This is a genomic window from Sphingomonas changnyeongensis (assembly GCF_009913435.1).
GTDB classification, from domain to species: Bacteria; Pseudomonadota; Alphaproteobacteria; order Sphingomonadales; family Sphingomonadaceae; genus Sphingomonas_B; species Sphingomonas_B changnyeongensis.
The window spans coordinates 2735001-2760252 of record NZ_CP047895.1; the positions used below are offsets into that span (position 1 = coordinate 2735001).

Sequence of the window (25252 nt, forward strand, 5' to 3'; positions counted from 1 at the left end):
CAGCAATTCCCCGGCCCGGAGCGCGGCCAGCTTGTCGGCCGAAGCGATGATATCCAGGCCAGCGCGCACGTGCGGGGCAAGAATCGCGGCCGGAATCTGCTGATTGCCCCGGCCGAGCAGAAAGCCCTGCCCCCCAATCACGCCAAGCACGATTCGCGCCGGCGTGTCGCAGGCCAGCCGGCGCAGCGTGGCGGCATCGGCATCGAGCGCGATCGGCATGCCATCACAATAGGCATCGACGCCGAGCAGCGTCCCCATGCCCGCCAGCTCCTGCTTGACCATCATCATCGTTGCCCCCGGGCCGACAACGACAAGCCGTGCCGTGCGCAGCTCCGCCGCCAGCAATCGCGCCGCTGCCCTGAGCCCGGCCTCGGGCGTGCCGTCACGCGCGGCCTTGGCCGGCTGACGCATCATGGTTTCAGGGGCCAACAGCGCGCCGTGCAACCGGATGCCGCCATCAGCATCACGGTCAAGAATATCGACAAGCCGATTCGGCGGCAGCCCCCGCTCGACCCATGTCGCCAGCGCCGCGCCGGCCGCGCGCGGGCTGGTCGCGAACACGCCGCTCAGCATCTTCACCCCGCTCGGGATGCCGAGCACGGGCACCGGGCTGTCGGCCCCCAGAGCCGCGAGCACATCCCGCGCGGTGCCGTCGCCGCCCGCAAAGAGCAACAGATCTGCGCCCGCGCGCACAAGCGCACGCGCGCACGCAACCGTATCGGCCGAATCGGTCACCGCCCCGGCACGGTGAACGATCTCGGCGGCCAGCCCCGCCGCCGCCGCGCTCGCCTCGCCCATCTGCCCGGCGCTCGTCAGGATCGGCAGCGCCCGCCCGGACAGCGCGGCAAGCGCCTGCGCCGCACGTGCGCCCGCCGCCGGCACCGCCCCGGCCGCGATCGCGCGATGCGCCAGATCACCGTCGCTGCCCTTGAGCGCCAGTTCGCCGCCAACCCCCGCGATCGGGTTGACAATCAGTCCGACCCGCACGCACTCTCCGTTCGCATAATGGACACTGCGTTCGCTGTTAGCACATTTTTCCAAGGCTGCCGATGACCCAGACCCCCGCGCCCATCCGTTCATGCCCAACTCCACCGCCGCACAGCGCACCGCGCTGCTCGACGCGATCGGCGTCCCCGATGCCGAACCCCTGTTCGGGCAGATCCCGCCTGCTCACCGGCTGCGGACACCTTTGGCGCTGCCGCCCGCGCTCGCAAGCGAGATCGAGCTGACGCGTCATCTGGACGGACTGATCGCCCGCAACCGGCCGGCCGGCAAGATGCTGAGCTTTCTGGGGGCCGGGTGCTGGCAGCATCATGTGCCCGCCGTTGTCGACGAAATCGTCACCCGGTCGGAGTTTCTGACCCCCGTCTGGGGCACGCCATCATCGGATTTCGGGCGCAACCAGGCCTGGTTCGAGTTCACCAGCCAGCTTGGCGCGCTGCTCGACCTCGATCTGGTCGGCCTGCCGGTCTACAGCTGGGGGTGTGCGGCGGGCCATGCGCTGCGCATGGCCGCGCGGCTGAACGGACGGCGGCGCGTTCTGGTCCCCGCCCTGCTCTGCCCCGAACGGCGCGCCGTCATCGACAGCTATTGCGCCTCGGCGACCGAACAGCACGCGATCCTGATCGACACCTATCCGTGCGACCGGCTGGGCCGCGCCGACATCGATGCGCTGAAGGCGCTTGCCGGGCCGGACATCGCCGCGATCTATTTTGAAAATCCCGCCTTTCTCGGCGGGCTGGAGCACCGCGCGGCGGACATCGTCGACATCGCCCATGCCGCCGGGGCCGAAGCGGTGGTCGGCGTCGATCCGATCAGCCTAGGCGTGGTCGCCCCGCCCGGGGCCTATGGCGCCGATATCGCGGTCGGCACCATCCAGACGCTTGGCATCCACATGCATGCCGGCGGCGGCCTTGGCGGGTTCATCGCCTCGCGCGACGAAGACCGCTATGCGGCCGAATATCCAACGCTGCTCAACAGCATCACCGAGGCGGTCGACGGGTCGCTGCAGTTCGGCCTGATGCGGTTCCACCAATCCTCCTACGGGTCACGCGAAGAAGGCAAGGACTGGACGGGCAACTCCACCTATCTCTGGGCGATCGGGGCCAGCGTTTACATGGCGCTGCTCGGCCCTGCCGGTTTTCGCGAAGTGGGCGAGCTGATCCTCGCCCGCTCGCATGCCGCCGCCGAGCGCCTTGCCCGCGTGCCGGGGCTGAGCGTGGCGGCGACCGGGGGCTTCTTCAAGGAGTTCACGGTCACCTTCGACCGGGTACCGGTCGAGGCGGTCGACCGGGCGCTGCGCGGTGCCGGGATCCTGGGCGGGTTGCCGCTCACCGGCGCGCTGCCCGGCATGGGCAATTCGGCGCTCTACGCCTTTACCGAGGTTCATGACCATGCCGCGATCGAGCGGCTCGCCACCACCCTTGAGGAGCTGCTCGCATGACGCTGCGCCGCTATCACGCGCCGGTCTGGGACGAACCCGTCATCATGGCGACCGGTGCCCCGGGCCGCCGGGGTCAGCTGTTCCCGCTCGCCCCCGAAGGCGCGGCCCTGGTGCCGCCGGCGCTGCGCCGGGCCGCGCCGCCCGCGCTGCCGGAAAATGCCGAGCCGGACGTGCTGCGCCATTATCTGCGCCTGTCGCAGCAGACGATGGGCATGATCGGCGTCAGCCTGTTCGGCACCTGCACGATGAAATACAATCCGCGCCGCGGCGAACAACATGCCGCGCGCCCCGAAATCGCCGATCTGCATCCGGCCCAGCATCCCGAGACGATGCAGGGCCTGCTGGAGGCGGTGCACGGGCTTGAGCAGATCCTCTGCGGGCTGTCGGGGATGGACGCGTTCACCTTCCAGGCGGCGGGCGGGGCGGATGCGGCCTATACCCAGGCCTGCATCACCCGCGCTTATCACGCCGCGCGCGGCGAGGCCGGCCAGCGCACCGAGATCATCACCAGCATCCAGTCGCATCCCTGCAACCCGGCGACCGCCGCGACCGCCGGTTTTCAGGTCATCACCCTGCCGCTTGGTCCCAATGGCTATCCGACGCTCGAAAGCCTGGAGGCGGCGCTGTCGCCGCGCACCGCGGCGCTGATGATCAACAATCCCGATGACATGGGGGTCTATAATCCCGAAATCGACGTCTGGGTCAGGAAGGTGAAGGCGGCGGGCGGCCTTGCCTTTTACGATCACGCCAACTTCAACGGCGTGATGAGCAAGATCCGCGCCCGCGATCTGGGCTTTGATGCCTGCATGTTCATGCTCCACAAGACCTTCGGCGTGTCGAAGGGGGCGGTGGGCCGGCGGTCGGTGCCTATGGCTGCTCGGCAGAGCTGGCGCGCTTCCTGCCCGGGCCGCGCGTGGTTGCCGACGGCGAACGGTTCGATCTTGTCCATGGCGATGCCGCAGCCCCCAGGGTGCGCGAGTTCATGGGCAATCTGCAGCAGGTGTTCAAAGCCTATGTCTGGGCGCGGGCGATGGGGGCCGAGGGCATTTCGGAAGCGTCCGACATGTCGGTCATCCTGAACAATTACATGGAAAAGCGCCTGCTCGCGATCCCGGGCGTCACCCGGTCGCACCCCGACATGCCGGGCTATCGGCTGGAAATGACCCGGTTCAGCCTTGAAGAACTGTTCGAGGAGACCGGCATCAGCGCGGTCGAGGTGCAGAACCGCATGGCGGATTTCGGCATCGACGCCTTCTGGCTCAGCCATGAACCCTGGATCGTGCCGCAGCCCTTCACGCCCGAAGCCGGCGAGATGTGGTCGCGCGAAGACATCGACTATTGGATCGATGTGCTCGCCCATGTCTGCGACGAGGCGCGGCGCGACCCCGATCTGGTGCGCACGGCACCGCATCATCAGGCCGCACCGCCGCCCGCGCCGCGCAACCTCGATGATCCCGCGATCGGCGCCACCACCTGGGCCGCCTATCTGCGCAAGCGCGGCACGCGGTGAAGCGCTGACAAAAAGAGGGGCGCCCCGGCCATGCCGGAGCGCCCCATCCCGCTGCCCGCTCCCTTCAACGAACCGACGCCCTGCCGTGTCGACAGGGCGACTTGCGGGGTTTGCGCGGCCGGCTGCCTGTCAGAAGGCCCCGGCCGCGCGCAGTTCACCAAGCACCTGATCGGCCGCGTCCCGGAATGCCTGGACAGCGCGGTCGATCTCATAGCGTTCGATCACGAAAGGTGGCGAAAAGGCGATCGTGTCCGCCGATGGCAGCGCCCGGCCGATCACCCCACGCTCCAGCGCGCCCTTGACGATCCGCGGCGCGACCTTGAGCGCCGGATCGAACGCGACCGGCCCGTCAGCCCCGATGCCCGCAACGAACTCCACCGCGCCGATCAGCGCATGTCCGCGCACTTCGCCCACCAGCGGATGATCGCTGAACGCCGCGCGCAGCTGCTGCTGCATATGCGCGCCAAGATCGACCACCCGGTCGACCAGCCGCTCATTCTCGATCAGGTTGAGATTGGCGAGCGCGGCCGCCGCCCCCAGCGGATGCGCCGAATAGGTATAGCCATGACCAAAGGCACCATATTGCGCGCCGCCATCCTTCAGGACCGACCACACCCGGTCGGACACGATGCAGGCCGACAGCGGGAAATAGGCAGAGGTCAGCCCCTTGGCGACGGTGATCAGATCGGGCTGCATGTCATAGAGCAGCGATCCGAACATCGATCCCAGCCGCCCGAAGCCGCAAATGACCTCATCGGCGATCATCAGAATGTCGTGGCGGCGCAGGATGTCGCGGATGGCAGGCATATAGCCTTCGGGCGGCAGCACCACCCCGCCCGCGCCCATCACCGGCTCGACGATCATCGCGGCGATCGTGTCGGCCCCTTCGCGGGCGATCAGCGCCTCCAGATCATCGACCAGCTTTGCCACCAGCTGGGCATCGCTCAGCCCATGTCCTTCCCACAGCCGGCGCGGCGGCAGCGTGTGGCGGATCATCGGCAGCGGCAGGTCGAACCCGGCATGCAGCCCGGGCAGGCCGGTCATGCCCGCCGTCATGACGGTCACGCCGTGATAGCCGCGCTGGCGGGCGATGATCTTCTTCTTCGCCGGGCGGCCGAGCGCATTGTTGTAATACCAGGCGATCTTGACCTGGGTGTCATTGGCGTCGGACCCCGAGTTCCCGAAAAACACCTTCGACATGCCCGGCGGGGCCATCGCGATCAGCCGCGCCGCCAGCAGCGCCGGCTTGTCGCTGCTCATCGATGAAAAGGCATGGCAGTAGGACAGCTGTTCGGCCTGATCGCGCAGCGCCTCGGCAATCTCGCTCCGGCCATAGCCGACATTGACGCACCACAGGCCGGCCATCGCATCGACATAGCTGCGGCCACGGTCATCGACGAGCACGGCCCCTTGCCTTCGGTGATCACCACCGGCGGTCCCGCCTGTTCATGGTCGGCGAGCATCGTGAACGGGTGGAATACGAACCGCCGGTCGAGTTCGGCAGTGCCGGGGGTGCGAGGTCGATCATCGCTTGTCCTTTGCTCTCACATCGTCAGCGCGTTATACGAACATCTGTGCGCATTGTGGACGGTATGCGACGCCTGATCCCGCGTTGCAAGGTTGCAACCGGCGTCGGGGACAGGAATCGACGCGGCGCGGGAAGCGCAGTATCGAGGCTGAGCGCGGCCAGCCGCACGAGCAGCGGCGGCGGAGAGGATGACGGGAGTGGAAATGGACGCAGCGGACCTCGAAACTGAAGGCAGCGACCGGGACTATGTGAACTCGCTGGCGCGCGGGCTGGAGGTCATCTCGGCATTCACCCGCGCACGGCCGCGCATGACGCTGAGCGAGATTGCGCGGGAAACCGGCATGACGCGGGCGACGGCGCGCCGTTTCCTGCTCACCCTTGTCCGCGAAGGCTATGCGGAGAAGGACAACAAGCTGTTCAGTCTGAAGCCCAAGGTGCTCGAACTGGGCTATTCGGCGCTGTCGTCGATGGGCATTCTGGACGTGGTCCAGCCGGTGATGAACGATCTGTCGCGCACGCTGCAGGAATCGGTGTTCGCCGCCGTGCTGACCGGCGATTACGTGACCTATATCGCGCGGGCGACGTCCGAACGGCTGGTCAATGTCAGCATCACCGTGGGCAGCCGGACGCCGGCCCATGCGGTGTCGACCGGGCGCGTGCTGCTGGCCGCAGAGCCGATCGAGGCGCTGCACCGCTATCTGGAACGGGTGAAGCTGGAACCGCTGACGCCGCATACCGTGGTGTCGAAGGTCAAGCTGCGCGCCGAGATCGACCGGGTCAGGCTGGAGAATTACAGCATTGTCGACCAGGAGCTTGAGGTCGGGCTGGGGTCGATCTCCGTGCCGGTCCGCAATGGCGAAGGCCGGGTGCTGGCGGCGCTCAACGTCTGCTGCCCCTCGGCGCGGATGACGGTCGAGGACATGCGCCGGCAGATCCTGCCGGAACTGACGGCGGCTTCGCAGACGATCACCCGCGGCCTCTGACCGAAACCGACAGGCAAGGGGCGGGGGACAAGCAAGGGGGCGGGAGATCCAGATCTCCCGCCCCCGCTCTTTTGACGCGTCGTCCGTCGTGCTGCCGGGGTTCAGCTGCCGGGGAGCGGATCGCGCCTCCAGAACTGTCGAACCTCGTCGTCATAGCCGGTCATGTCATAGCGGATGAGCGACATCGGGATGCGGCCGATGGTCATGATGCGGTCGTGGAAATCCCTGAGCACGAACGCGTCACCCTGCTGGTGACGGACATCGGCCAGCAGCTTCTGCATCTCGATCATGCCGACCGTATAGCCAAGGCCATAGCCGGGCGGCCGGCGCAGATAGATTTCGGCATCGACCCGCGCGACGTCGGGATCAAGCCAGGGCGTCCAGGCCTGCCATTCGCGCACGATGTCGGCGACCTTGGCCTGGTTGAGCTGCAGCTTCACGTCGCCGGCGATCCGCACGGCGCGGAAAATGCCGAAAATGTCGATCAGCTCGCGCACGCGGGGCGTGTCCTCGAACAGGCCCAGACGCTGCGCGCCTTCCTCCAGATAGACGGCCCAGCCCTCGGCGCGCACGCCGTCGCTGATCCGGCCGCGGATCGGATGGGTGTCGCGCTTGGCCATCTGCCCGTCAAAGGCGTGGCCGGGGATCGTCGCGTGCAGCCAGTCGGGGCTGGGATCGCGATACTGCACCTGTTCCCAGAAATTCGGCCCCTTGGGGCGCACGATCCACGGCACATTGACGTAAAGCTCGCCAATGTCGCTCGGGATGGTGATGATCTCCTCACCGGTCAGAAAGGCGCGGATGCGCTTGTCGGTTTCCGCCCGGCGCGCTTCATATTCGGCCTCGGACTGCGGCAGCGTCAGCCGGGGCAGCTTGCGGTTGCGATGTTCCTCAAGCGCATGGATCGACCAGAGCCGCTTGGTCTCGCGGTCGCCAAGCACCATCAGCTGGTCCGCCGTATAGGGCAGCAGCTTCACATTCTTCAGATACCAGTCGAAGTTCGCCTTGCCGACACCGGCGAGCGCGGTCATCTGCGGCCGCCCGGCGGTCAGCCACGCCTTCATGTCGAGCGCGGCGGCACGGGCGGCGCGAATGTCCTTGAGCAGCGCCGGCTGCGCGGTGCGCGCCCGCGCCTCCAGATCGTCATACCAGCCGATCACCCCCGCCGGCGGAACCTTGCGATACGGGTGGCCATGGCCGACGCCATCGGCATTGGACAGGTTGTGCAGCGCCAGATCGGCGTAGTCGCCGGGGATGTCCCTGAGCTGCGTCTTGGCGCGGGCGACAAGCAGCGGGATCGCGCGCAGATCGGCCTGCAGCCGGGCAAGCGCCTCACCCTTCACCGGCAGCGTCGTGAACGTCACCTCCAGCATCTGATCGACATAAAAGCCGGGATCACGCTCCCATGGCTTTGACACGTTCAGCAGGAAGTTGACCTCGTCCATCTTGCTGCGCGCCGCCAGCCAGTCGGCACGCCGCGACCGGTCCCAGCTGGCGACATTCATGTCCTCCATCCGGCGCAGATAGCCGGCGATGGCGGTGCGCCGCGCAGCCACGGCGGCAGCACTGAAATCCTGCGAGGCCGCCGGGGCGTCGCGCCAGGCCAGAAAGTCCGACCAGAGCGCGAGCAGGTCACCATAGCTGCCCTGCCCGGCCGGCGGTCCGGCCTGATCGGCGACCGCAGTCGCCGCCAGCACCGGTGCCGGCAGGGACACCGCCCCGGTCACAGCCAGGGCAAGCGCGAGCGCGTGCCGCAGTTTGAAGCGCAGAGCAGCCATGGTTCCTCCCCTTCTGGTTGCCGAGATCAGAACTTGAGCGACGCGCCGATGAAATACTGGCGGCCGATCACGTCATAGAGCTGCGGGTTGGTGTTGGAGTCGCCGCCCGCGGCAAAGCCCATCACCGGCGGCTGGTTGTCGAGCACATTGTTGATGCCGCCGAACAGCTCGATATTCTTGTACACCTTGGCCCGGACCGACAGATCCCAATAGGTCTCGGCACCCAGCGTCCCGCTCTGTGTCGGCGGCGACAGGGGCGACAGCTCCAGATCGTCGATGTAGCGCAGCTGATTGTTGATGGTGACCGGCCCCGATGTGTAGGTCAGCCCGGCAAAGGCGCGGAAATCGGGCGTGATGCGCACCGCATCGCTCGAGCACGGGCCGCCGTAAAAGCCCGCGCACTCGACCGAGGCGACGCCGGGCAGCGGGATGTTGCTGTCCTTGAACTGGAACGACCCGACGAACTGGACGGTCAGCCGGCTGTCTTCAGCCCAGAAGTTCAGCCACGGGGTCGCCGAGGTGTAGTTTACGCCGACGTCGAGACCGCGCACCTGCCGTTCGGCGATGTTGAGCAGCGGCGCGCGCACCGACAGGATGTTGCCCGAGCTGTTGCGCGTGATCGCCTGGCAGGACTGGCCCTGGGTGTCGAGCGTCGTGAAGCAGTTGTTGACGAGCGTCTGTGCATCGACTTGCGAGATCGCGTTTTTGACGGTGATGTCGAAATAATCGAGCGTGACCGACAGGCCGCGCATCGGGGTGAACACCAGGCCAAGCGTCAGCGTGTCGGCCGTTTCCTCGCGCAGATTGATGTTGCCGCCCGACTGGACGTCAAAGCCCTGGCTCTGCGCCACCTCCAGCGTGTCGATGAACTGTGCGGGCACCCCCTGGGCCAGACAGACCTGTTTCTGCGCGGCGGTCGGGTTGCTGGTGCGCACGCACGGGTCGCGGCCGCCGATAAAGCCCTGCGACACCGGGGCAAACAGCTCGTTCAGATTGGGGGCGCGGATGGCCCGGCTGTAATTGCCGCGGAACCGCGCCCAGTCGGTAATTTCCCAGTCGACCGCGCCCTTCCAGGTCACGACGCTGCCGATCGTCGAATAATCGGAGAAGCGCACCGCGCCCTCAAGCGCCAGCGACTGGATCAGCGGCAGGTCCTTCAGCACCGGGATGCGGATTTCACCGAACACTTCCTTGACCGTAAACGCACCGGAGTTGACGATCGGCGCGACGTTGATCGCCGCCAGATCGTTGCTCAGCGCGACTTCGTCGGGCGTGATCGAAAACCCGTCGCGGCGATATTCGACGCCGAACGCCGTCGCCACCGCGCCCGCCGGCAGGTCGAACAGGTCGCCCGCCAGCGTGCCGCCGGCGACTTCGCGGGTGAAGCGGCTGTCGGTCGAGGTGTTGACGCTCAGGAAGTTCGCCTGGGCCGGCGTCAGCGTCTGGGTGCCGAAGATGTTGACCGGGATACAGCCCGGAATCTCGCGATTGCGGCAGGCGGGCTGGCCGTTCACTACCACCACATCGAGGCCCGCCGTGGTGCGCGAGCGCGACAGCAGGTTGAACCGCACCTGCCGTTCATCGGTGCGGGCATATTGATAGAAGGTATCCCACCGCCAGCTGTTGCCGAACAGATCGAGACTGCCGCGCAGCCCGGTCGAGATCATGAAGGCGTCGGTGGTGAACTCGACGGTGCGCGGGCCGAATTCCTCGAACCGGCGGCCGACGTTGCGCAGCGTGAACACGCCGTCGCCATCGGGATCGAAAAAGCCGCGATTGGCGGCGAAAAACGCCCGCTGAACCGGGGTGAACAGCGGGTTGGTGTCGGCATTGGGGATCAGGACCGTGCCGGCCTGCTGGCCCGAGCTGGACGGGTTGACCGCCTCGGCCGCCTGCTGGAACGAGTTGACCTTCTTGCCGTAGAAGAACTGGCTGTAGAGCTCGACATTCGGCGCGATTTCATAGCGCGCGTTGAGTGCCGCCTGATACCGCTCGAGCGGGCGCAACAGGAAATTGGGCGCGGCATAGTTAAACTGATCGCGCGGGCGGCAGAAGGGCAAGGGCTCGCCCTGCGCGCCGAAGCGGATGCCGACATTGGCAACCGGGCACGCGCCGCTGGCATTGTTCAGGTCAGGCACGCCGGTCAGCTGCGGAATCTGGGTGCTGTTGATGCCGATCAGGCCGCCGGGAATGTTGCCCGAGCCGAAGGGCTGGAAGCGCCCCTGCGCGTCGGCCAGCACTGGATTGGCCGAAAAGGCGCGGTCGCCCATCAGCACGCTGTTGCGCGTGGTGTAGGAGAAATAGCCGGTGATGTTGCCGCGCCCTTCGGAGACATTGGCGCCGAGCAGCAGGTCGGCCTTGTGCGACGCCCCGTCGCCGCGGTCCGCCTCGCCATATTGATATTGCGCGGCCACGCCCTCGAAGTTGCGCTTGAGGACGAAGTTGACGGCACCTGCGACCGCGTCCGAACCATAGACGGCCGAGGCACCGCCGGTGATGATTTCGGCGCGCTCGATCATCAGGTCGGGGATCAGCGCCAGATCGGTGAGGCCGGTGACGTCGCCCGGCATGAAGCGGCGGCCATCGACCAGCACGAGCGTGCGGACCGCGCCAAGGCTGCGCAGGTCGACGGACAGAATGCCCGAGCCGCCGCTCTGGTTGGTGCTGCTCGTCGTGTCGGGCACGAGCTGCGGAAACTGGTTCAGCGACTGTTCCAGGGTCACCGCGCCCTGCGCCTGCAGGGTTTCGGCCCCGACCGTGGTGATCGGGCTGTTGGCCACCAGGTCGCGGCGCTGGAGGCGCGATCCGGTGATGACGATATCGCTGTTCACGGTGTCCGTGCTGGCGGTCTGGGGCGGCGCGGCGTCCTGCGCCAGCGCCGGCGTCCCGGCGAACACACCGGCAAGCGTGGATGCGAGCAGGCTGGCGCGAAGAGTGAAGCGCCGGATCCCGCTGCCGCCTTGTTTGGAACTGACCATATTCGCCCCCTTTTTTAATCCTGTTGATGCTGCGTCCGCCGTAAACGACTGCGGCTTTTTCCATTTGTTCGCTTTACGCACATCAGCCGAACAAACTGCCGCTATGCGCACCGTTGCTCCATTACGAAACCATGTCAATCACATTGCGCGCCATGCGCACGTAATTGCGCACAGCGAACAAAATGCACTGGCGAACCGGATCGCACCGTGCCAGACACTGGCCATGGCAAATCGGGCCGGCGGCAGCGCAGACACGGGGCGCATGATGCTCTGGAGCGCCTTCTGGCGCGGCAGCACGCGCGACGGCTGCACCGCCGCCTTCCCACCCGCCGCACAACAGGCGATCAGCGCCGGCTGGCAGGCCCTGTTCGCCGGGCGGCCGCGCACCACCCGGATCCTCGACATTGCGTGCGGGCGCGGCGCGGTGCTGGCCGTCGCGGCAGAGGCCGGGATCGACTCGCGCATCGGTGTCGACCTGGCTGACGGGGACTCAATCGGGTCGCCGGACGCGCAGATTCTGGGGGGCGTCGATGCGCGCCACCTGCCCTTTGCCGACCGCAGCTTCGATCTCGTCGTCAGCCAGTTCGGGCTTGAATATGCCGGGCTGGACGAAGCGGTTGACGAGGCCGCGCGCGTCACCGGCGGCGAGATCGCCTGGCTGCTGCATGCGGCCGAGGGTGCGGTCGTGCAGCAGGCGCGCGAACAGATCGCACAGGCAGACTGGATCGATCATGATCTTGGCGGCCTGACGGCGATCGCGCGCGGCCCGGCTGCTCTGGGCCCGCTGCTCAGCGAGGTGATCGAAGCGGCGCGCACAGCGGCCAACACCGCCCTGCTCGAAGGCTTTTACCATCATGCCCAGGCCCTGGCGGCGCAGGGTGATCCGGCGCTGATCGACCGCTTCGCCGCCGACTGGCGCGAACATCGCGCACGCATGGCCGATCTGGTGCGGGCAGCGCCCGATGCCGGCATGGCCGCCCGGGCCTGCAAAAGGCTGGCCGATGCCGGGTTTGACGTGGAACTGACCGACCTGTGCAGCGCGGATGCGTTGGTCGGACGCTGGTTGAAAGGCCGCAGGCGATGCTGATCGCCGCGCGGCCACCAAAGGGAGGAACGACTGGAATGAAGCTTGTCATCTTGGCAGCGATGGCCGTGCTCATGGCACCGCCGGCGCTGGCGGCCCAGCCCGACACGCTGGAGAGCCTGTTCACCGAATGGCGCCAGCTGCAAAAGGGCGAGGTGCGGGGCGGCGCGCCCGATTTCACCGCCCCGGCACTCGCCCGGCAGGCGGCGGCGCTCAAGCAGCTGCGCGCACGGCTCGACAGGCTGCCGGCCGCCCAATGGTCGATCGCCCGCAAGGTCGACCGCGAACTGATCCGTTCGGAGATGAACGGCCTGGATTTCGACCTGCGCGTCGCGCAGCCCTGGCGGCGCGACCCGGCCTGGTACATTTCGGTCTGGACCGCGCAGAGCGATACGCCCGCGCATGAAGGGCCGGTGCATCCGATGCCGGTCGAGCTGTGGACCTACAGCTTCCCGCTCGACGCGGCGGCGCAGACCAAGCTGGCCGGCGAACTGGCGCACATCCCCGCTCTGCTTGCCCAGGCGCGCGGCAACCTGACCGGCAACACCCGCGATCTGTGGAAGGCGAGCATCGTCACCATCGGCGAGCAGCTCGCCGCGCTCGAGGATCTGCAGACGAAGGTCGCCGGCGGCGACCCGGCGCTGCGCCGCGCCGTTGACGCAGCGACCGGCGCAACCCGCGATTTTCTGGACTGGGTGAAGGCCGAAGCGCCGAAGAAAACCGGCCCGTCCGGCGTCGGCAAGGCCGAATATAGCTGGTTCCTCAAGCATGTGCAGCGTTCGCCGCTGACCTGGGAGGACGAGGTCGCGATCCTCCAGCGCGAGCTTGACCGCGCGCACGCCGCACTGCGGATGGAGGAGCATCGCAACCGCGCCCTGCCCCCGCTCACCGGCGCGCAGAGCCCGGCGGACTATGACCGGCAGGCGCGGGCCGCGGTCGACAAATATCTGCGCTTCATGGACGAACGCCAGATCCTGACCGTGCGCGATTACATGAAGCCCGCACTGCTCGCCCGCATCGGCAGCTATGTTCCGCCCGAACAGCAGAACTTCTTCCACATCGCCATGCACCGCGCGCCGATGACGCTGTGGACGCATTTCTATCACTGGTGGGATCTGGCCAACATGGCGGCGGACCCGCATCCGAGCGCGATCCGGCGTGGCCCGCTGCTCTACAATGTCTGGCTGAGCCGGGCTGAGGGCATGGCGACCGCGATGGAAGAGCTGATGCTCAATGCCGGCCTGTTCGACGATGATCCCCGCGCGCGCGAAATCGTGTGGATCATGCAGGCCCAGCGCGCGGCACGCGGTCTCGCCTCGCTCTATGCGCAGGCGAACATGATCGATCTGGATGCCGCCATGGCGATGCAGGTCAGCCGCACGCCCAATGGCTGGATGTCGCCGAACCTGCCGCTGCTCGGCTTTGAACAGCAAATGTATCTGCGCCTGCCGGGCTATGGCCCGAGCTACATCACCGGCAAGGCGATGATCGAACGGCTGATCACCGAGGTCGCGGAGAAGCGCGGCAAGGACTTCCGGGTGAAGGACTTTTTCGACGAGCTGAACAGCTATGGCATGATCCCGGTGCCGCTCATCCGCTGGCAGATGCTCGGCGCGACCGACGAGCTCGACAAGATCGGCGTCAGCGACGCCGATCCGATTGCATCGGATCGGCAACGCTGAACCGTTAAGTTGGCGCAGTTTCCGGGTCGCCGGCAGGTCCGGCCAGGCTCGAAAATGCGCTAGGCCGGGCTTAGGCTCCGTCCGCACCAGCGCGCGACCTGTTCGTGGGTGGCAAACCACGCCCCCAGGTCGCGCGCCTGTTCGATCAGCGCCTCGAGCATCCAGATGCGCGAGCGATAGCCGATCACGAACGGATGCAGCACGAGCTGGAACAGCCCGCCTTCGGCATGGGCTGCTTCCAGTTCGCGGCGGAAGATGCGGTGGACATCGTCGGGCGTCATCCACGGCCGGGTGGCGGGCGTGCGGTTGAACATCAGATAGACGGCATCATCGCGCAGCCACTCGACCGGCACCTCGACGATCCCGGTCCGCCGCCCGTCGAGCAGCAGCTCATAGGGGGTTTCGTCGGCCATCAGCGAACTGTCGTAGAGCAGCCCCATTTCCTCGACGATGGCGATGGTGTGCGGCGACAGATCCCAGTTGGGCGAACGGAAGCCCGCCGGTGACGCGCCGATCAGCGGCGCAAGCACGTCGCGCGCGCGCAGCATCAGGTCACGCTCGGTAGCATGGTCGAGCAGGCTGTTATTCTCATGCACCCAGCCATGCAGGCCGACCTCATGGCCGGCCGCGACGATGCGCCGCGTTTCATCGGGATCAATCTCGGCGCACAAAGCCGGCATGAAGAAGCTTGCCGGCACCTGATGCCGGGCCAGTGCCGCGAGGACACGCGGCACGCCGACGCGGCGGCCAAACTCGCCCCAGGCCAGCCGGCCGATCGCCCGGCCGCCGCCGCCGATTTCAAACGACTCATGGTCGCAGTCGAACGACAGCGCGACGGCGAAGGGCGCATTGCCCGGCCAGGATGCCGGCTGCAGCGACTGGCCGGCGCGGACGCGGCCGATCAGCGCGCGCCATTCCCCCGCATCGATCGCCCAGGGCGGATTTTCCATGTCGCCAACCTCCGATTTAGCCGCACTGCGAACTTGCGTTCGCATCGTGGGCATGTTTCCCTGTGACCGCAACAGGGGATTCGACAGATGAAGACAGGTTTTCTCCACGCCCTGGCGACGACGACCATGCTGGTCGCGAGCGCCGGCGCGGCCGACGCCGCCAGCCATGCGGATCTGGTCAGCCTTTACCAGTCGGCGCGCGCGGCGGTGACGATCCGGGTCCTCGACCATGCGCCGGACGTGTCGGAGGCGGCGCTCGCGGCCCGCGCGCGCGCGGCAGAGGATGCGGTCAGGCGGATCACCGCGATGGACGACAGCGCCTGGCCGATCTCCGAACGGGTCGACCTGATGATCGCGCTGGCTGAAATGCGCGGCGTGGCGTTTGAACACCGGACGCTCAGGCCCTGGGCGCGCGATCCGGTCTGGTGGTCGACGCTCGATCTGGGCTGGGGGCCCAAGGCACCAAGCGCCTTCACCCCGCCCCGCCTGCCGGTCAGCGACCGCACCGCGCGCGCGACGCTTGCCGCCCAGCTGCGCGCCATCCCGGGGGTGCTGGCGACCGCGCGAACCGCGCTCGTCGACCTGCGCGGCGATCTGGCGAAGCTCGGCATCGCCCATCACCGGATCGAGGCGCGCGTGCTGCGCCGCCTGGCCGGGCAGCTCAAGACCCACCACCCCGAACTCGCCCCGTCGGCCGAGGCCGCCGCCCGCGCGTCCGACGCATTCGCGCTGTGGCTGGAGGGCCGGCTGCCCCATGTTCCGGCCAAAGCGGGGATCGGCAAGGCCGAGTTCGACTGGTATCTGCGCCACGTCCTTCTCTATCCCTGGACCACCGACGAGATGATGGTGCTCGGCGAGCGCGAATGGGAACGCAGCATGGCGTTCCTGGCGATCGAGGAGCATGAGCATCGCGGCAGCCCGATGATCGCGCCAGTGACGAGCCTCGAGGCCTTCGAGGCGCTGCGCCGGGAGGCGGACACCGAGCTGCTCGCCTTTTTGAAGGCCAGGAAGATCTTCACCGTGCCCGACTGGCTGACCGTGCCGCCGCCCGAGGGCCCCTATATCATGCCCGCCAATCAGGATCCCGCGGCACCCGGCCCGTTCGATCCGCCGGTCACGCGCAATTTCTTCCGCGAGGCCGAGGACCGTGATCCGCGCAGCCTGCGCGCGCACAATCTGCCCGGCCATATCTTTGACAGCGCCTATCAGCAGCGCGACCGGCGTCCGCTGCGCGGGGGCGAGCGACTGGGCTTTCTCGACAGTGGCCGGCTTGAGGGCTGGGCCTTTTATCTGGAGGAAATGCTGCTCCAGGCCGGCTGGCTCGACACCCGGCCCAAGGCGCGCGAGATCCATTATGTGCTACAGGCGAACCGGGCCGCGCGGCTGCGCGCCGAGCTGCTCGCCCAGGCGAATGAATGGAGCTTCGACGAAGCACTCGCCTCGCTGACCGGGCGGACGCCGAAATGGATGGAGCTGACCGACGATACGGCGATCTACGACATGGCGCTCTATCTGCGGCAGCCGGGGCTGGGGCTGAATTATTATTTCGGCAAGCTGCAGGTCGAACAGCTGCTGGCCGAGGAACGCCATGCCAAAGGGGATGCGTTTGACCTGACGGCGTTTCACGACCGTTTCATCGCCGCCGGCGTGATCCCGATCGCGCTCATCCGCTGGGAAATGACCGGCAAGGACGATCAGGTCAGGAAGATGCGCTGACCGTCCATATGAAGCGGCCGATCCGACGGCGTCGGATCGGCCGTCCGGGCTTCAGGGTCGCCCGGTTCAGGGCGCGGGCTGGCGCGGGATCAGGTGCAGGCGCGTCTGGCGGCCGTCGATCCAGCGGAAGCTGTTGCCGTCGAAAAACCCGTCGACCTCGAGCGCGAACCGCACCTCCTGCCCGCCCCATTCGGGCACCTTGTGCATCGCGGCCAGCTCGATCGACCAGGCGGTGTTGGCGTTGATCCGGTAATCGCCCAGACCGGCCAGCGGCGCCTGGTTTTCCCACCGCCCGATCCACGGGCCGGCGCCATGGCCGTGCTGGCCGATCGGATGGCTGTAGATGATCGGCGTCAGCCCCGCTGCCAGCGCGTCCTTGCGCGCCGCCGCCAGCAGGGCGTTGCCGGTGATGCCGGCGCGGTAATGGCGCACAACAATGTCCTGCAGCCGGTTGGCCGCCGCCATGCCCGCGACCAGCCCGGCCGGGGCGGCGGTTTCGCCGGGGCGCAGCACATAGGCCAGCTGCTGGGTATCGGTCTTCAGCCCCAGATAGCCGGCACAGAAATCGACATGGACGAGATCGCCCGGCTCGATCGTGTCGACGCGCGGCACCGTCTGGTTGCCGATGGCCGGGCCGCCCTTTGCGGGCCGCTGGATCGAGACGCTGGGCTGGCACCAGCCATCCATTTTCCGCGCCGCCAGCTGCTCGCGATACCACCAGACCAGATCGGCGGTGGTCGTGACGCCGGGCACGATCGCCCGTTCCGACAGCCCTTCCTCAAGCAGCTCATGCGCCGCGCGCATGATCGCGGGGTAAACGGCCATGTCCTCGGGCGTGCGTGTTTCTAGCCAGCCGATCGCCAGCGTGTCGTGGCTGACCACCCGGTCCGCCAGCGGCCCCAGCGCGGCGAGCAGCTGGCGGTGCTGGCTGACGGTCAGCCCGTCGGCCAGCCCGGTTTCGTCGGAAATGTTGACGGCGATCTTCTTCGGGTCGCGCGCGCGCACCAGCTCGCCCAGCCGCGCCCATTGATCGGGCTGGGTTTCGGGATCCCAGGCGGCGGCGAAGAAATCGCCGACCGGATAGCGCGCGACCGCGAAGCGTTCGACCCCGCGCTCCGGCCCGGCATCGTGAAACACCAGCACCATCCGCCGCCGCGCCGACATCCAGGTGGCCGGCAGCATCGTGCGCAGCACCGGATCCTCGGCATATTCGCGCGCGACCACGATCCACATATCGACGCCGTGGCGGCGCATCAGCTGCGGCACCAGCTGATCCAGCCGCGCCCTGACCAGCCGGTCCTGCGCCTCGGCGCGCTGGCGCAGCATGGGGGTCGCCACCTCCGCCAGCGCGGCGGGACCAGACCCAAGACACAGAGAACCGAGAAGAAGCGCGGCCAGACGGGTCATCGCGTCACCTTTCGCGAAGTTTGCGACGTTCGAGGAAAAACGCATAATTGCGCGGCAGCAGCTTGTGTGCCTCGGGCACGCCCAGCTCCATGGCTGCACGATAGGCAAAGTTGCTGTCGGCCAGCAGCTCGCGGCCGATGGCGACCAGATCGGCCTGCCCCTGATCGACCGCCGCCGCCGCGATCTGCGACGTGACGATCAGCCCGACCGCCATCGTCGCCACCTCGGCCTCGCGGCGCACCCGCCCCGCCGCCGGCACCAGATATCCCGGGGCAGGCGGCATATCGGCCACGCCCGAACTGCCCCGCACCCCGCCCGACGAACAATCGACCACATCGACCCCGGCCGCCCTGAGCGCGGCAGCCAGGCGGACCATGTCATCGACCACCAGCCCGCCTTCGACGCCGTCATAAAGCGACAGGCGGTAGAAGATCGGCATGGTCGGCGGCAGCGCCGCGCGCAGCCGCGCCACGATGGCGAGCGGCAGGCGGAAGCGTCCCGCCTCGTCCCCGCCCCAGCCATCATTTCGGCGATTGCTGAGCGGCGAGACGAAACTGTGCAGCAGATAGCCGTGCGCGCCATGCACCTCGACAAAATCGAACCCGGCGGCAACGGCGCGCAGCCCGGCGGCGACGAACGCGTCGATCACCGCCTCGATCGCCGCCTCGTCCATCGCCAGCGGCACCGGCCAGCCATCAAGGAACGGCTCGGCGCTCGGCGCCAGCGCCTGCCACGCCCGGGGATCGTCGGCGGCAAGCGGCTGCGCGCCCTCCCACGGCACCGCAGCGCTGGCCTTGCGGCCGGCATGGGCAAGCTGGATCCCGACGGTGACGCCGTGATCGTGATAGGTGCCGACAATCTCCGCCAGCCCGGCGACATGCGCGTCGGACCAGATGCCCAGACAGCCCGGCGTGATCCGCCCTGCGGGCGTCACCGCCGTCGCCTCCAGCACCGCGCCGCCGATCCCGCCCAGTGCGAAACGGGCATGATGGGCGCGGTGCCAGGCCGTGGCGTGACCATCCTCGGCAACATACTGGCACATTGGCGACAGCATGATGCGGTTGCGGAAGGTCACGCCGCGACAGGCAAAGGGCGCGAACAGCGCCGTGTCCGGGTTCACGCGGCGGCGCTTTCCATGTCAGCGGAGCGCGCGTCGATATCGGCCATCAGCGCGTCGATCCGCTCGAAAATCGCCAGGATCGCCTTCAGCCGCTGCCGGCCCTCGTCGCCCAGCTCCGAAAAGCGGGTCAGCGGCGGGCGCACATCGCCGACCGGATGGCCGACCGCCGCCGCCAACGCCTTGGAATAGCATTGATGACCATAGGTCGGATGGCCTTCGGCGATGATCTTGTCAGCCTTGTGAACCAGCGCCTGGATCGCGGTCGCATCATGAATGCGGCCCTGCTCCAGCAGCTGCCACATCCGCGTCGTCGAATAGGGCAGATAATTGCCATAGGGGTTCACATAGCCGACCGCGCCGAGCAGGAAGCTCTCGACCGGGCGTTCGCCGGCGAACACGTTCATCTTGCCATGCGTCTGCTCGACAATGTCGAACACGCGGGCGACGTCCATGCTCGCTTCCTTGATGTAGCGGACCTGCTCGAACGCGTCGGTCAGCTTGGCGACCAGCGCCGCGCTCATGTCGCGGTTGGACGTGACCGGGTTGTTGTAGAGCATGATCGGCACGCTCACCGCCTCGCAGATCGCGCGGTAATAGGCGAAGATCTCGTCATCGGTCGGCGTGTAGTAGTAAGGGGGAATGATCATCAGCCCGTCGGCGCCCAGCGCCTCGGCCTCGCGGCTGAACGCGACCGCGCGCGGCGTATAGGCATCCATCGTGCCCACCAGCACATCCATCCGCCCGTCGACATGACGCACCGTTTCCTCGACGATCGTCCGCCGTTCTTCCGGGCTGATGGTCAGGAACTCGCCGGTCGTGCCGAGCATGATGATGCCGGGCACCCCGCATTCCAGCTGCCAGTCGATAAACCCCTTGAGCGCCCCCGTATCCACCGCAGCGCCGTCCGCATTGAACGGCGTGACCGCGACGGTGTAGCTGCCGCGGAATGTCTTCATTGGTCCCTGCTTTCTGAGCTGCGGCTCGGCCATCCTGTCCCGATGGCTTTGCCCATTGATGCGTTCTGCGAACATTTGTAACAATAGCGCCCACTTTTTGGCTGACAAGACGGGATCGATGCAAATGCTGCCAGCCCAGGCAAGATTTGATGGCCGCTGACGGCTTGATCACGGTCGGCGGCGGTGCCGGCGCCGATGATGTGATCGTCATCGGCGGCGGGATCGCCGGCTGCGCGACCGCCTGCTATCTGGCGCGCGACGGCGTCCGCGTCCGGCTGGTCGAACAGGCGGCGGTCAACGGCCTGGCCTCGAGCGCCAATGCCGGCAGCCTGCATGCCCAGATCCCGCACGATCCGTTCCGGCATCTGGGGGCCGACTGGGCACGCCGCTTCAGCCCGGCCGTCCGGCTGTTCATCGCCTCGCTCGGCATCTGGAAGACGCTTGAGACCGATCTGGGGCCGATCTGGAAATCGGCTTTGGCGGCGGGTTGCTGGTCGGTGCCGATGCGACCGAAATGGCGGAGATCGAAGAGAAGGCGGAGATCGAGCGGGCGGCTGGCCTGCCGGTCGAGCTGCTCGACGAACGCGCCGTGCGGGCGCGCGCGCCCTATCTGGCGCAAAAGATCATCGGCGGTGCCTTTTGCCCCATCGAAGGCAAGGCCAACCCGCTGCTCGTTGCCACCGCCTATGCCACGGCCGCCCGCGCCGCCGGTGCGGTGATCGAAACGCATGGCGGCCCGGCAACGATCCGGCGCGACGGGCAGCTCTACACCGTCGCCGCCGGCGGGCGCGCATGGCAGGCCCCGCGCATCGTGATCGCGGCCGGGTCCGAAACCGGCACGCTGGCGGCGGCGCTTGGGGCAAAGCTGGCGATCGAGGCGTTTCCGATCCAGGTGAGCGTGACCGAGCCGGCGGAGCCGCTGGTCCCGCACCTCGTCTATTGTGCCGGTGAAAAGCTGACGATGAAGCAGACCCGTATCGGCAGCATCCTGATCGGCGGCGGCTGGGCGGCGGATCTCGATCAGGCCGGACGCCCGGTCGTCAGCATCGACAATCTGTCGCGCAACCTGGCGGTTGCCTGCGGCGTCGTGCCGGGCATTGCCGGCCTGCGCCTGGTGCGCAGCTGGGCGGCGTTCGTGAACGGCACGGCGGACTGGCTGCCGATCCTCGGCGAACTGCCCCAGTCGCCGGGCGCGTTCGTCAACTATGTTCCGTGGATGGGCTTTACCGGCGGCCCGGCGGCTGCCCGGTCGATTGCCAGCCTTGTCCAGGGCAAGCCCTGCCCGCTGGGGCTCGATCTGCCGGCCTTCAGCCCGCGTGGCGGATGATCGAGCCGATGAACGACCGCGTCCGCGCCTGAACGGGCGCGGCAAAAATCTGCTCCGACGTGCCGGTCTCGACGACCTGGCCTGCATCCATCATCACCACGCGGGTCGAGATTTCACGCACGAACGCCATTTCATGGCTGACGAGCAGCATGGTGATGCCGCTGCCGGCGAGCGTCCGGATGGTGTCGAGCACCTCGCCCACGCGTTCGGGGTCGAGCGCCGAGGTGACTTCATCGAGCAGCAGGATTTCCGGCTCGACCGCCAGCGCGCGGGCGATCGCCACCCGCTGCTGCTGCCCGCCTGACAGCTGTTCGGGATAATGGTTGCGGTGATCGGCCATGCCGACACTGGCGAGCAGTTCGAGCGCGCGCGCCTCTGCCTCGCGCCGGGGCACGCCATGCACCTTGATCGGCGCGATCGCGACATTGCCGAGCGCAGTCATGTTCTGGAACAGATTGAACTGCTGGAACACGATCGACATGCGCCGCCGCAGCGCGCGCAGCCCCGCCCGATGCCCGTAATCCACCCCCTCGCCCGCCACGCAGACGGTGCCGCCATCGGGCGGCGTCAGGCCGATCAGCACGCGCAGCAACGTGCTCTTGCCCGATCCGGACGGGCCGATCAGGCTGACCACCTCGCCCTTGTCGGCGGACAGGGTGACGCCGTGCAGCACCGGTTTGCCGCCATAGCTGGCTTTCAGGTCATGGATGTCGAGATGGTGCAAGTCGGGTCTCCAGCCGCCGCGCCAGCCGCCCGAGCGGCCAGGACAGCGCGAAGTAGAGCAGCAGGACCGCGCCGAAGCCGAGCGACGGCGGATAGCCGCGGTTGACAAGGATCTTGCCGGCAAAGGTCAGTTCGACAACGCCCAGATAAGAGGCGAGCGACGTGTCCTTGACGAACATGACCATGAACGCCGCCGCCGGCGGCAGGATCACCCGCCAGCTTTGCGGCAGCACGACCAGAAACAGCGTCTGGCCGGCCGAGAAGTTGAGCGCTTCGGCCCCTTCGACCTGCTGGCGCGGGACCGAATCCAGCCCGGCGCGGATGATTTCGGACAGATAGGCCGTTGCCGCCAGCGTGATCGCGACCGTCGCAATCCCCAGCAGCGACAGCCCGGGCGCGAGGATCTGGGTCGCGAACAGCACCAGGATCAGGATGACGAGAAACGGCAGCCGGCGGAATGTCTCGACCGCCAGCATGGCGATGAACCGCGCCGGGGCCAGCGCGCGCAGCCGCGACCGCCGCAGCACGGCAATCCCCATGCCCAGCATGAAACCGAGGCCGCAGCCGATCACCGTCATCCACAGCGTGCGGATGAGCGCGCCAAACAGGAACTCGGCGGTGCCGAGCGAAAAGAAACGCGGCGCGGCGGCCAGGATCGCATCGATCATCGGCCGCCTCCCGCCGGGACCCGGAACAGCGCCCGGCCGACCGAGGCCAGCGCGGCCGAGGCGATCAGGGTCAGCGCGATGTAGATCAGCCCGGCGATCGTGAACGTCTCGATCGTGCGCAGGCTGGCGGTGCTGATGTTGATCGCCCGGCCGGTCAGTTCCTCGACCCCGAACAGCGCGGCCATCGAACTGCCCAGCACCAGCACGATGAAGAAGGACGCGAGCGGGCGATAGACGGTGCGCATGACGTGCGGCAGGATGACGTGGACGAGCAGATCGGCCCGGCCCAGCCCCAGCACCGCGGCCGCCTCCAGTTCCGACCGGCGCACCGAGGCGACACCCGCCCGGATGATTTCGGTCAGATAGGCACCGGCATTGAGCGTCAGGCCGATGGCGACCGCCGTGAACGAGCCGAGTTTGATCCCCGCATCGGGCAGCGCGTAATAAAGCAGGAAAATCTGCACGAGCGCGGGCGTGTTGGTGAACAGCGCGACATAGCCGCCGACGCCGCGCCGCAGCCCCGCGCCGCCGTACAGCAGCGCCACCGCACCGGCGAGGCCGATCGCCGCCCCTGCCCAGAAGGCGATGAACGCGATCTGCAACGACACCAGCGCCCCGCCCAGCAGATAGGGCAGCCGGGCCAGCACCGGTGCCCAGTCGAGCCGGTATCCGGGCGCGGTCGCCGCAGCGGCCGGGCGCGGCAGCAGCGCCGGTGCGATCTGCGCCGCGCCCACGGCCACGCTCATGTCCGCGCCGTAATGACGCCGCCACAGCCCGGCGACGGTGCCGTCGCGGTGCAGGCGGTGCAGCGCCCGGTCGAGCGCGACCTGCAGCCCCTGATTGCCCTTGGCGACGCCGATCCCGCACCAGGCGGCAAAGATCGGTTCGGGCAGGACGCGCCATTTCACATCGGGGTAAAGCCGGGTGAAGCCGAGGAAGAAATCGGTATTCTCGACCAGCGCATCCGCCCGCCCCTGGGCGATGGCGCGGATCGCATCGGCATTGCCGTCGACAAGCAGGCGGCGCGGTGCCGGCAGCTTGCCGCGCAGCACCTCGACCGACTGGTTGCCGCGCATGTTGACCAGGGTGATGTCGGCGCGGTTCAGATCTTGCCAGCGCGACGCGGTGACGCGATCGGTGGTGATCACGCCCATTGCCTCGGAATGAAGCGGGATGGTGAAATCGATGAGCGCCTGCCGCTCCGGCGTGATCGTCAGCGCGCCCATCGACGCATCGATCCGGCCCGAAACGAGGAACGGCACCCGCTGGGCGGCCTCGGTCGGCACCAGCGCGAGCCGGACGCCGAGCGCGGCCGCCAGCCGGCGGGCAATATCGACGTCAAAGCCGCTCAGCTGATTGTCGTCGCCATAGCTGCTCATCGGCGGGAAATTGGGATTGACGCCGATCCGGATCTCGCCCGACCGGCGGATCTCGTCGATCGTGCGCGCCGACGCCGGCACGGTCGCAAGGATCGCCAGCGCAACCAGCATCAGGCGCAACAGCCGGACGATCATGGCCGCGCCAGCGATGCGATTTCGCCGATGGTCACCGGCTTGAACGGCGCGCGCGGCGCAAATCCGGCCGGCCCCTGCGCCGCCGCCAGCCGCGCCTCGATCAGCGTCGTGCAATAACGCCCGCCACAGGCCCCCATGCCGGCCCGCGTCGCCCGCTTGATCGCCGCCAGATCGGCAGCCCCAGTCTCAACCAGCGCGTCGACGGCTGCGGCGGTCACGCTTTCGCACCGGCAGACCAGTGCCTCACCCTGCGGTTCGGGCAGGCGCGGCACGGCATAGACACGCCACAGCGCCGCCTGAAACCGGCGGTGCCGGGCCAGATCGGCCCGCGCCCGGCCGACATCCGGCGCGGGCAGTGAAACCCCGAGTTCGGCGGCGATGGCAGCGGCGGCGATCACGCCCTGAGCAAGCGCAATGCGGGCGCCGCCAAGGCCGCCGCCATCGCCGATCACCCGCACGCCTGGCACCGACGTCGCGCCATCATCGTCGCGCACGACCATCAGCCCGCCGCGCGGATCGGTGGCAACCGCGCAGCCGAGCGCGCGTGCCGCCTCGACCTGCGGCAGGAAACCATAGCCAAGGCACACGGCATCGACCGCAAAGCTGCGGACCGTGGCCGGATCAGGCGCGCCATCCGCGCCGATCCGGGCAATCTCGACCGACTGGACGCGCCCCTCGCCGGCCATGCGCGTCACCACATGGCCATGAAATGTCGGCACGCCGTTCAGGCGCAGCCGGGCGGTCATCCGCACGCCATCGGCGACCAGCCGGGGGGCGGACAGCGCCATCCGCGCCAGATCGGCAGCGTTCCGGGCACCGGGGGCCGCCGCCGCCTCGACCAGAGCCACCACCTCGACACCCGCCCCGCCAGTTCGCTCGCGACCT

General features: G+C 68.0%; 19 protein-coding genes and 1 pseudogene (1 of these 20 running past the window's edge). 8 read left to right on the forward strand and 12 right to left on the reverse strand.

Annotation, left to right across the window (positions count from 1 at the left end; translation table 11 throughout):
• Window positions 1-987, reverse strand: the 5' portion of a protein-coding gene (locus GVO57_RS13360) for an ATP-NAD kinase family protein (RefSeq protein ID WP_160593636.1). It extends 102 nt beyond the left edge of the window; 987 of the gene's 1089 nt are visible here — the first part of the coding sequence; it begins with the start codon at window positions 985-987; the stop codon falls past the left edge of the window.
• Window positions 988-1078: 91 nt separating this feature from the next.
• Between GVO57_RS13360 and gcvPA the strand changes: the two genes are divergently transcribed.
• From gcvPA to GVO57_RS14670, 3 genes are read left to right on the forward strand one after another with little or no spacing between them, the layout of a single operon-like run.
• The gene (gcvPA, locus tag GVO57_RS13365) at window positions 1079-2443 is read left to right on the forward strand and encodes an aminomethyl-transferring glycine dehydrogenase subunit GcvPA (protein WP_160593637.1); all 1365 of its coding nucleotides are present in this window, start codon (window positions 1079-1081) and stop codon (window positions 2441-2443) included.
• Entirely contained in the window at window positions 2440-3522 is a 1083-nt protein-coding gene (locus GVO57_RS13370) for an aminotransferase class V-fold PLP-dependent enzyme (protein WP_201752650.1), read from the forward strand. The genes gcvPA and GVO57_RS13370 overlap by 4 nt, the downstream gene beginning before the upstream one ends.
• The gene (locus GVO57_RS14670) at window positions 3426-3953 is read left to right on the forward strand and encodes a PLP-dependent aminotransferase family protein (protein ID WP_201752651.1); all 528 of its coding nucleotides are present in this window, start codon (window positions 3426-3428) and stop codon (window positions 3951-3953) included. The genes GVO57_RS13370 and GVO57_RS14670 overlap by 97 nt, the downstream gene beginning before the upstream one ends.
• A gap of 129 nt (window positions 3954-4082) precedes the next feature.
• Here GVO57_RS14670 and GVO57_RS13375 read toward each other — a convergent pair whose 3' ends face one another.
• Complete coding sequence (locus GVO57_RS13375; RefSeq protein ID WP_233281387.1) at window positions 4083-5357, reverse strand: aminotransferase class III-fold pyridoxal phosphate-dependent enzyme; 1275 nt, start codon at window positions 5355-5357, stop codon at window positions 4083-4085.
• 327 nt (window positions 5358-5684) lie between these two features.
• On the opposite strand from GVO57_RS13375, the gene GVO57_RS13380 reads away from it, so the two are divergent.
• The gene (locus GVO57_RS13380; protein ID WP_160593638.1) at window positions 5685-6464 is read left to right on the forward strand and encodes an IclR family transcriptional regulator domain-containing protein; all 780 of its coding nucleotides are present in this window, start codon (window positions 5685-5687) and stop codon (window positions 6462-6464) included.
• A 101-nt stretch (window positions 6465-6565) separates the two neighbouring features.
• Here GVO57_RS13380 and GVO57_RS13385 read toward each other — a convergent pair whose 3' ends face one another.
• On the reverse strand, window positions 6566-8242 hold the full coding sequence (locus GVO57_RS13385) for a DUF885 family protein (protein ID WP_160593639.1): 1677 nt from the start codon (window positions 8240-8242) through the stop codon (window positions 6566-6568).
• A gap of 26 nt (window positions 8243-8268) precedes the next feature.
• Complete coding sequence (locus tag GVO57_RS13390) at window positions 8269-11220, reverse strand: TonB-dependent receptor domain-containing protein (protein WP_233281388.1); 2952 nt, start codon at window positions 11218-11220, stop codon at window positions 8269-8271.
• On the opposite strand from GVO57_RS13390, the gene GVO57_RS13395 reads away from it, so the two are divergent.
• A complete protein-coding gene (locus GVO57_RS13395; protein ID WP_233281389.1) occupies window positions 11177-12307 on the forward strand; it encodes a class I SAM-dependent methyltransferase in 1131 nt (376 codons plus the stop codon). The two genes, GVO57_RS13390 and GVO57_RS13395, sit on opposite strands and share 44 nt — an antisense overlap.
• A gap of 35 nt (window positions 12308-12342) precedes the next feature.
• Window positions 12343-13986 (forward strand): DUF885 family protein, encoded by a 1644-nt coding sequence (locus GVO57_RS13400; protein ID WP_160593642.1) that lies wholly within the window; start codon window positions 12343-12345, stop codon window positions 13984-13986.
• Between the two features lie 59 nt (window positions 13987-14045).
• Here the strand turns inward: GVO57_RS13400 and GVO57_RS13405 are convergent, their stop codons facing one another.
• A complete protein-coding gene (locus GVO57_RS13405; protein ID WP_160593643.1) occupies window positions 14046-14936 on the reverse strand; it encodes a polysaccharide deacetylase family protein in 891 nt (296 codons plus the stop codon).
• A gap of 87 nt (window positions 14937-15023) precedes the next feature.
• Between GVO57_RS13405 and GVO57_RS13410 the strand changes: the two genes are divergently transcribed.
• Window positions 15024-16652: a DUF885 family protein gene (locus tag GVO57_RS13410; protein ID WP_160593644.1), complete on the forward strand. Its 1629-nt coding sequence runs from the start codon at window positions 15024-15026 to the stop codon at window positions 16650-16652.
• A 66-nt stretch (window positions 16653-16718) separates the two neighbouring features.
• Here GVO57_RS13410 and GVO57_RS13415 read toward each other — a convergent pair whose 3' ends face one another.
• From GVO57_RS13415 to GVO57_RS13425, 3 genes are all read right to left on the reverse strand, one after another.
• Window positions 16719-17990 carry a M24 family metallopeptidase gene (locus GVO57_RS13415; RefSeq protein ID WP_233281390.1) on the reverse strand — a complete coding sequence of 424 codons (1272 nt, stop codon included), beginning with the start codon at window positions 17988-17990 and terminating at the stop codon, window positions 16719-16721.
• A 73-nt stretch (window positions 17991-18063) separates the two neighbouring features.
• A complete protein-coding gene (locus tag GVO57_RS13420; protein ID WP_160593646.1) occupies window positions 18064-19179 on the reverse strand; it encodes an NADH:flavin oxidoreductase/NADH oxidase in 1116 nt (371 codons plus the stop codon).
• On the reverse strand, window positions 19176-20135 hold the full coding sequence (locus GVO57_RS13425; RefSeq protein WP_160593647.1) for a dihydrodipicolinate synthase family protein: 960 nt from the start codon (window positions 20133-20135) through the stop codon (window positions 19176-19178). The genes GVO57_RS13420 and GVO57_RS13425 overlap by 4 nt, the downstream gene beginning before the upstream one ends.
• Before the next feature lie 149 nt (window positions 20136-20284).
• Here GVO57_RS13425 and GVO57_RS15120 point away from each other — a divergent pair.
• Window positions 20285-21462, forward strand: a pseudogene (locus tag GVO57_RS15120) (NAD(P)/FAD-dependent oxidoreductase).
• Here GVO57_RS15120 and GVO57_RS13435 read toward each other — a convergent pair.
• Genes GVO57_RS13435 through GVO57_RS13450 form a run of 4 tightly spaced genes read right to left on the reverse strand, consistent with a single transcriptional unit; the run spans window position 21443 to window position 25218 of the window.
• On the reverse strand, window positions 21443-22186 hold the full coding sequence (locus GVO57_RS13435) for an amino acid ABC transporter ATP-binding protein (RefSeq protein WP_160593649.1): 744 nt from the start codon (window positions 22184-22186) through the stop codon (window positions 21443-21445). The pseudogene GVO57_RS15120 and the gene GVO57_RS13435 overlap by 20 nt on opposite strands.
• Window positions 22164-22853 carry an amino acid ABC transporter permease gene (locus tag GVO57_RS13440; protein WP_160593650.1) on the reverse strand — a complete coding sequence of 230 codons (690 nt, stop codon included), beginning with the start codon at window positions 22851-22853 and terminating at the stop codon, window positions 22164-22166. Before GVO57_RS13440 ends, GVO57_RS13435 begins: the two co-directional genes overlap by 23 nt.
• Window positions 22850-24367 (reverse strand): ABC transporter substrate-binding protein/permease, encoded by a 1518-nt coding sequence (locus GVO57_RS13445; protein ID WP_160593651.1) that lies wholly within the window; start codon window positions 24365-24367, stop codon window positions 22850-22852. Before GVO57_RS13445 ends, GVO57_RS13440 begins: the two co-directional genes overlap by 4 nt.
• Complete coding sequence (locus tag GVO57_RS13450; RefSeq protein WP_160593652.1) at window positions 24364-25218, reverse strand: NAD(P)/FAD-dependent oxidoreductase; 855 nt, start codon at window positions 25216-25218, stop codon at window positions 24364-24366. Before GVO57_RS13450 ends, GVO57_RS13445 begins: the two co-directional genes overlap by 4 nt.
• Window positions 25219-25252: the final 34 nt, after the last annotated feature.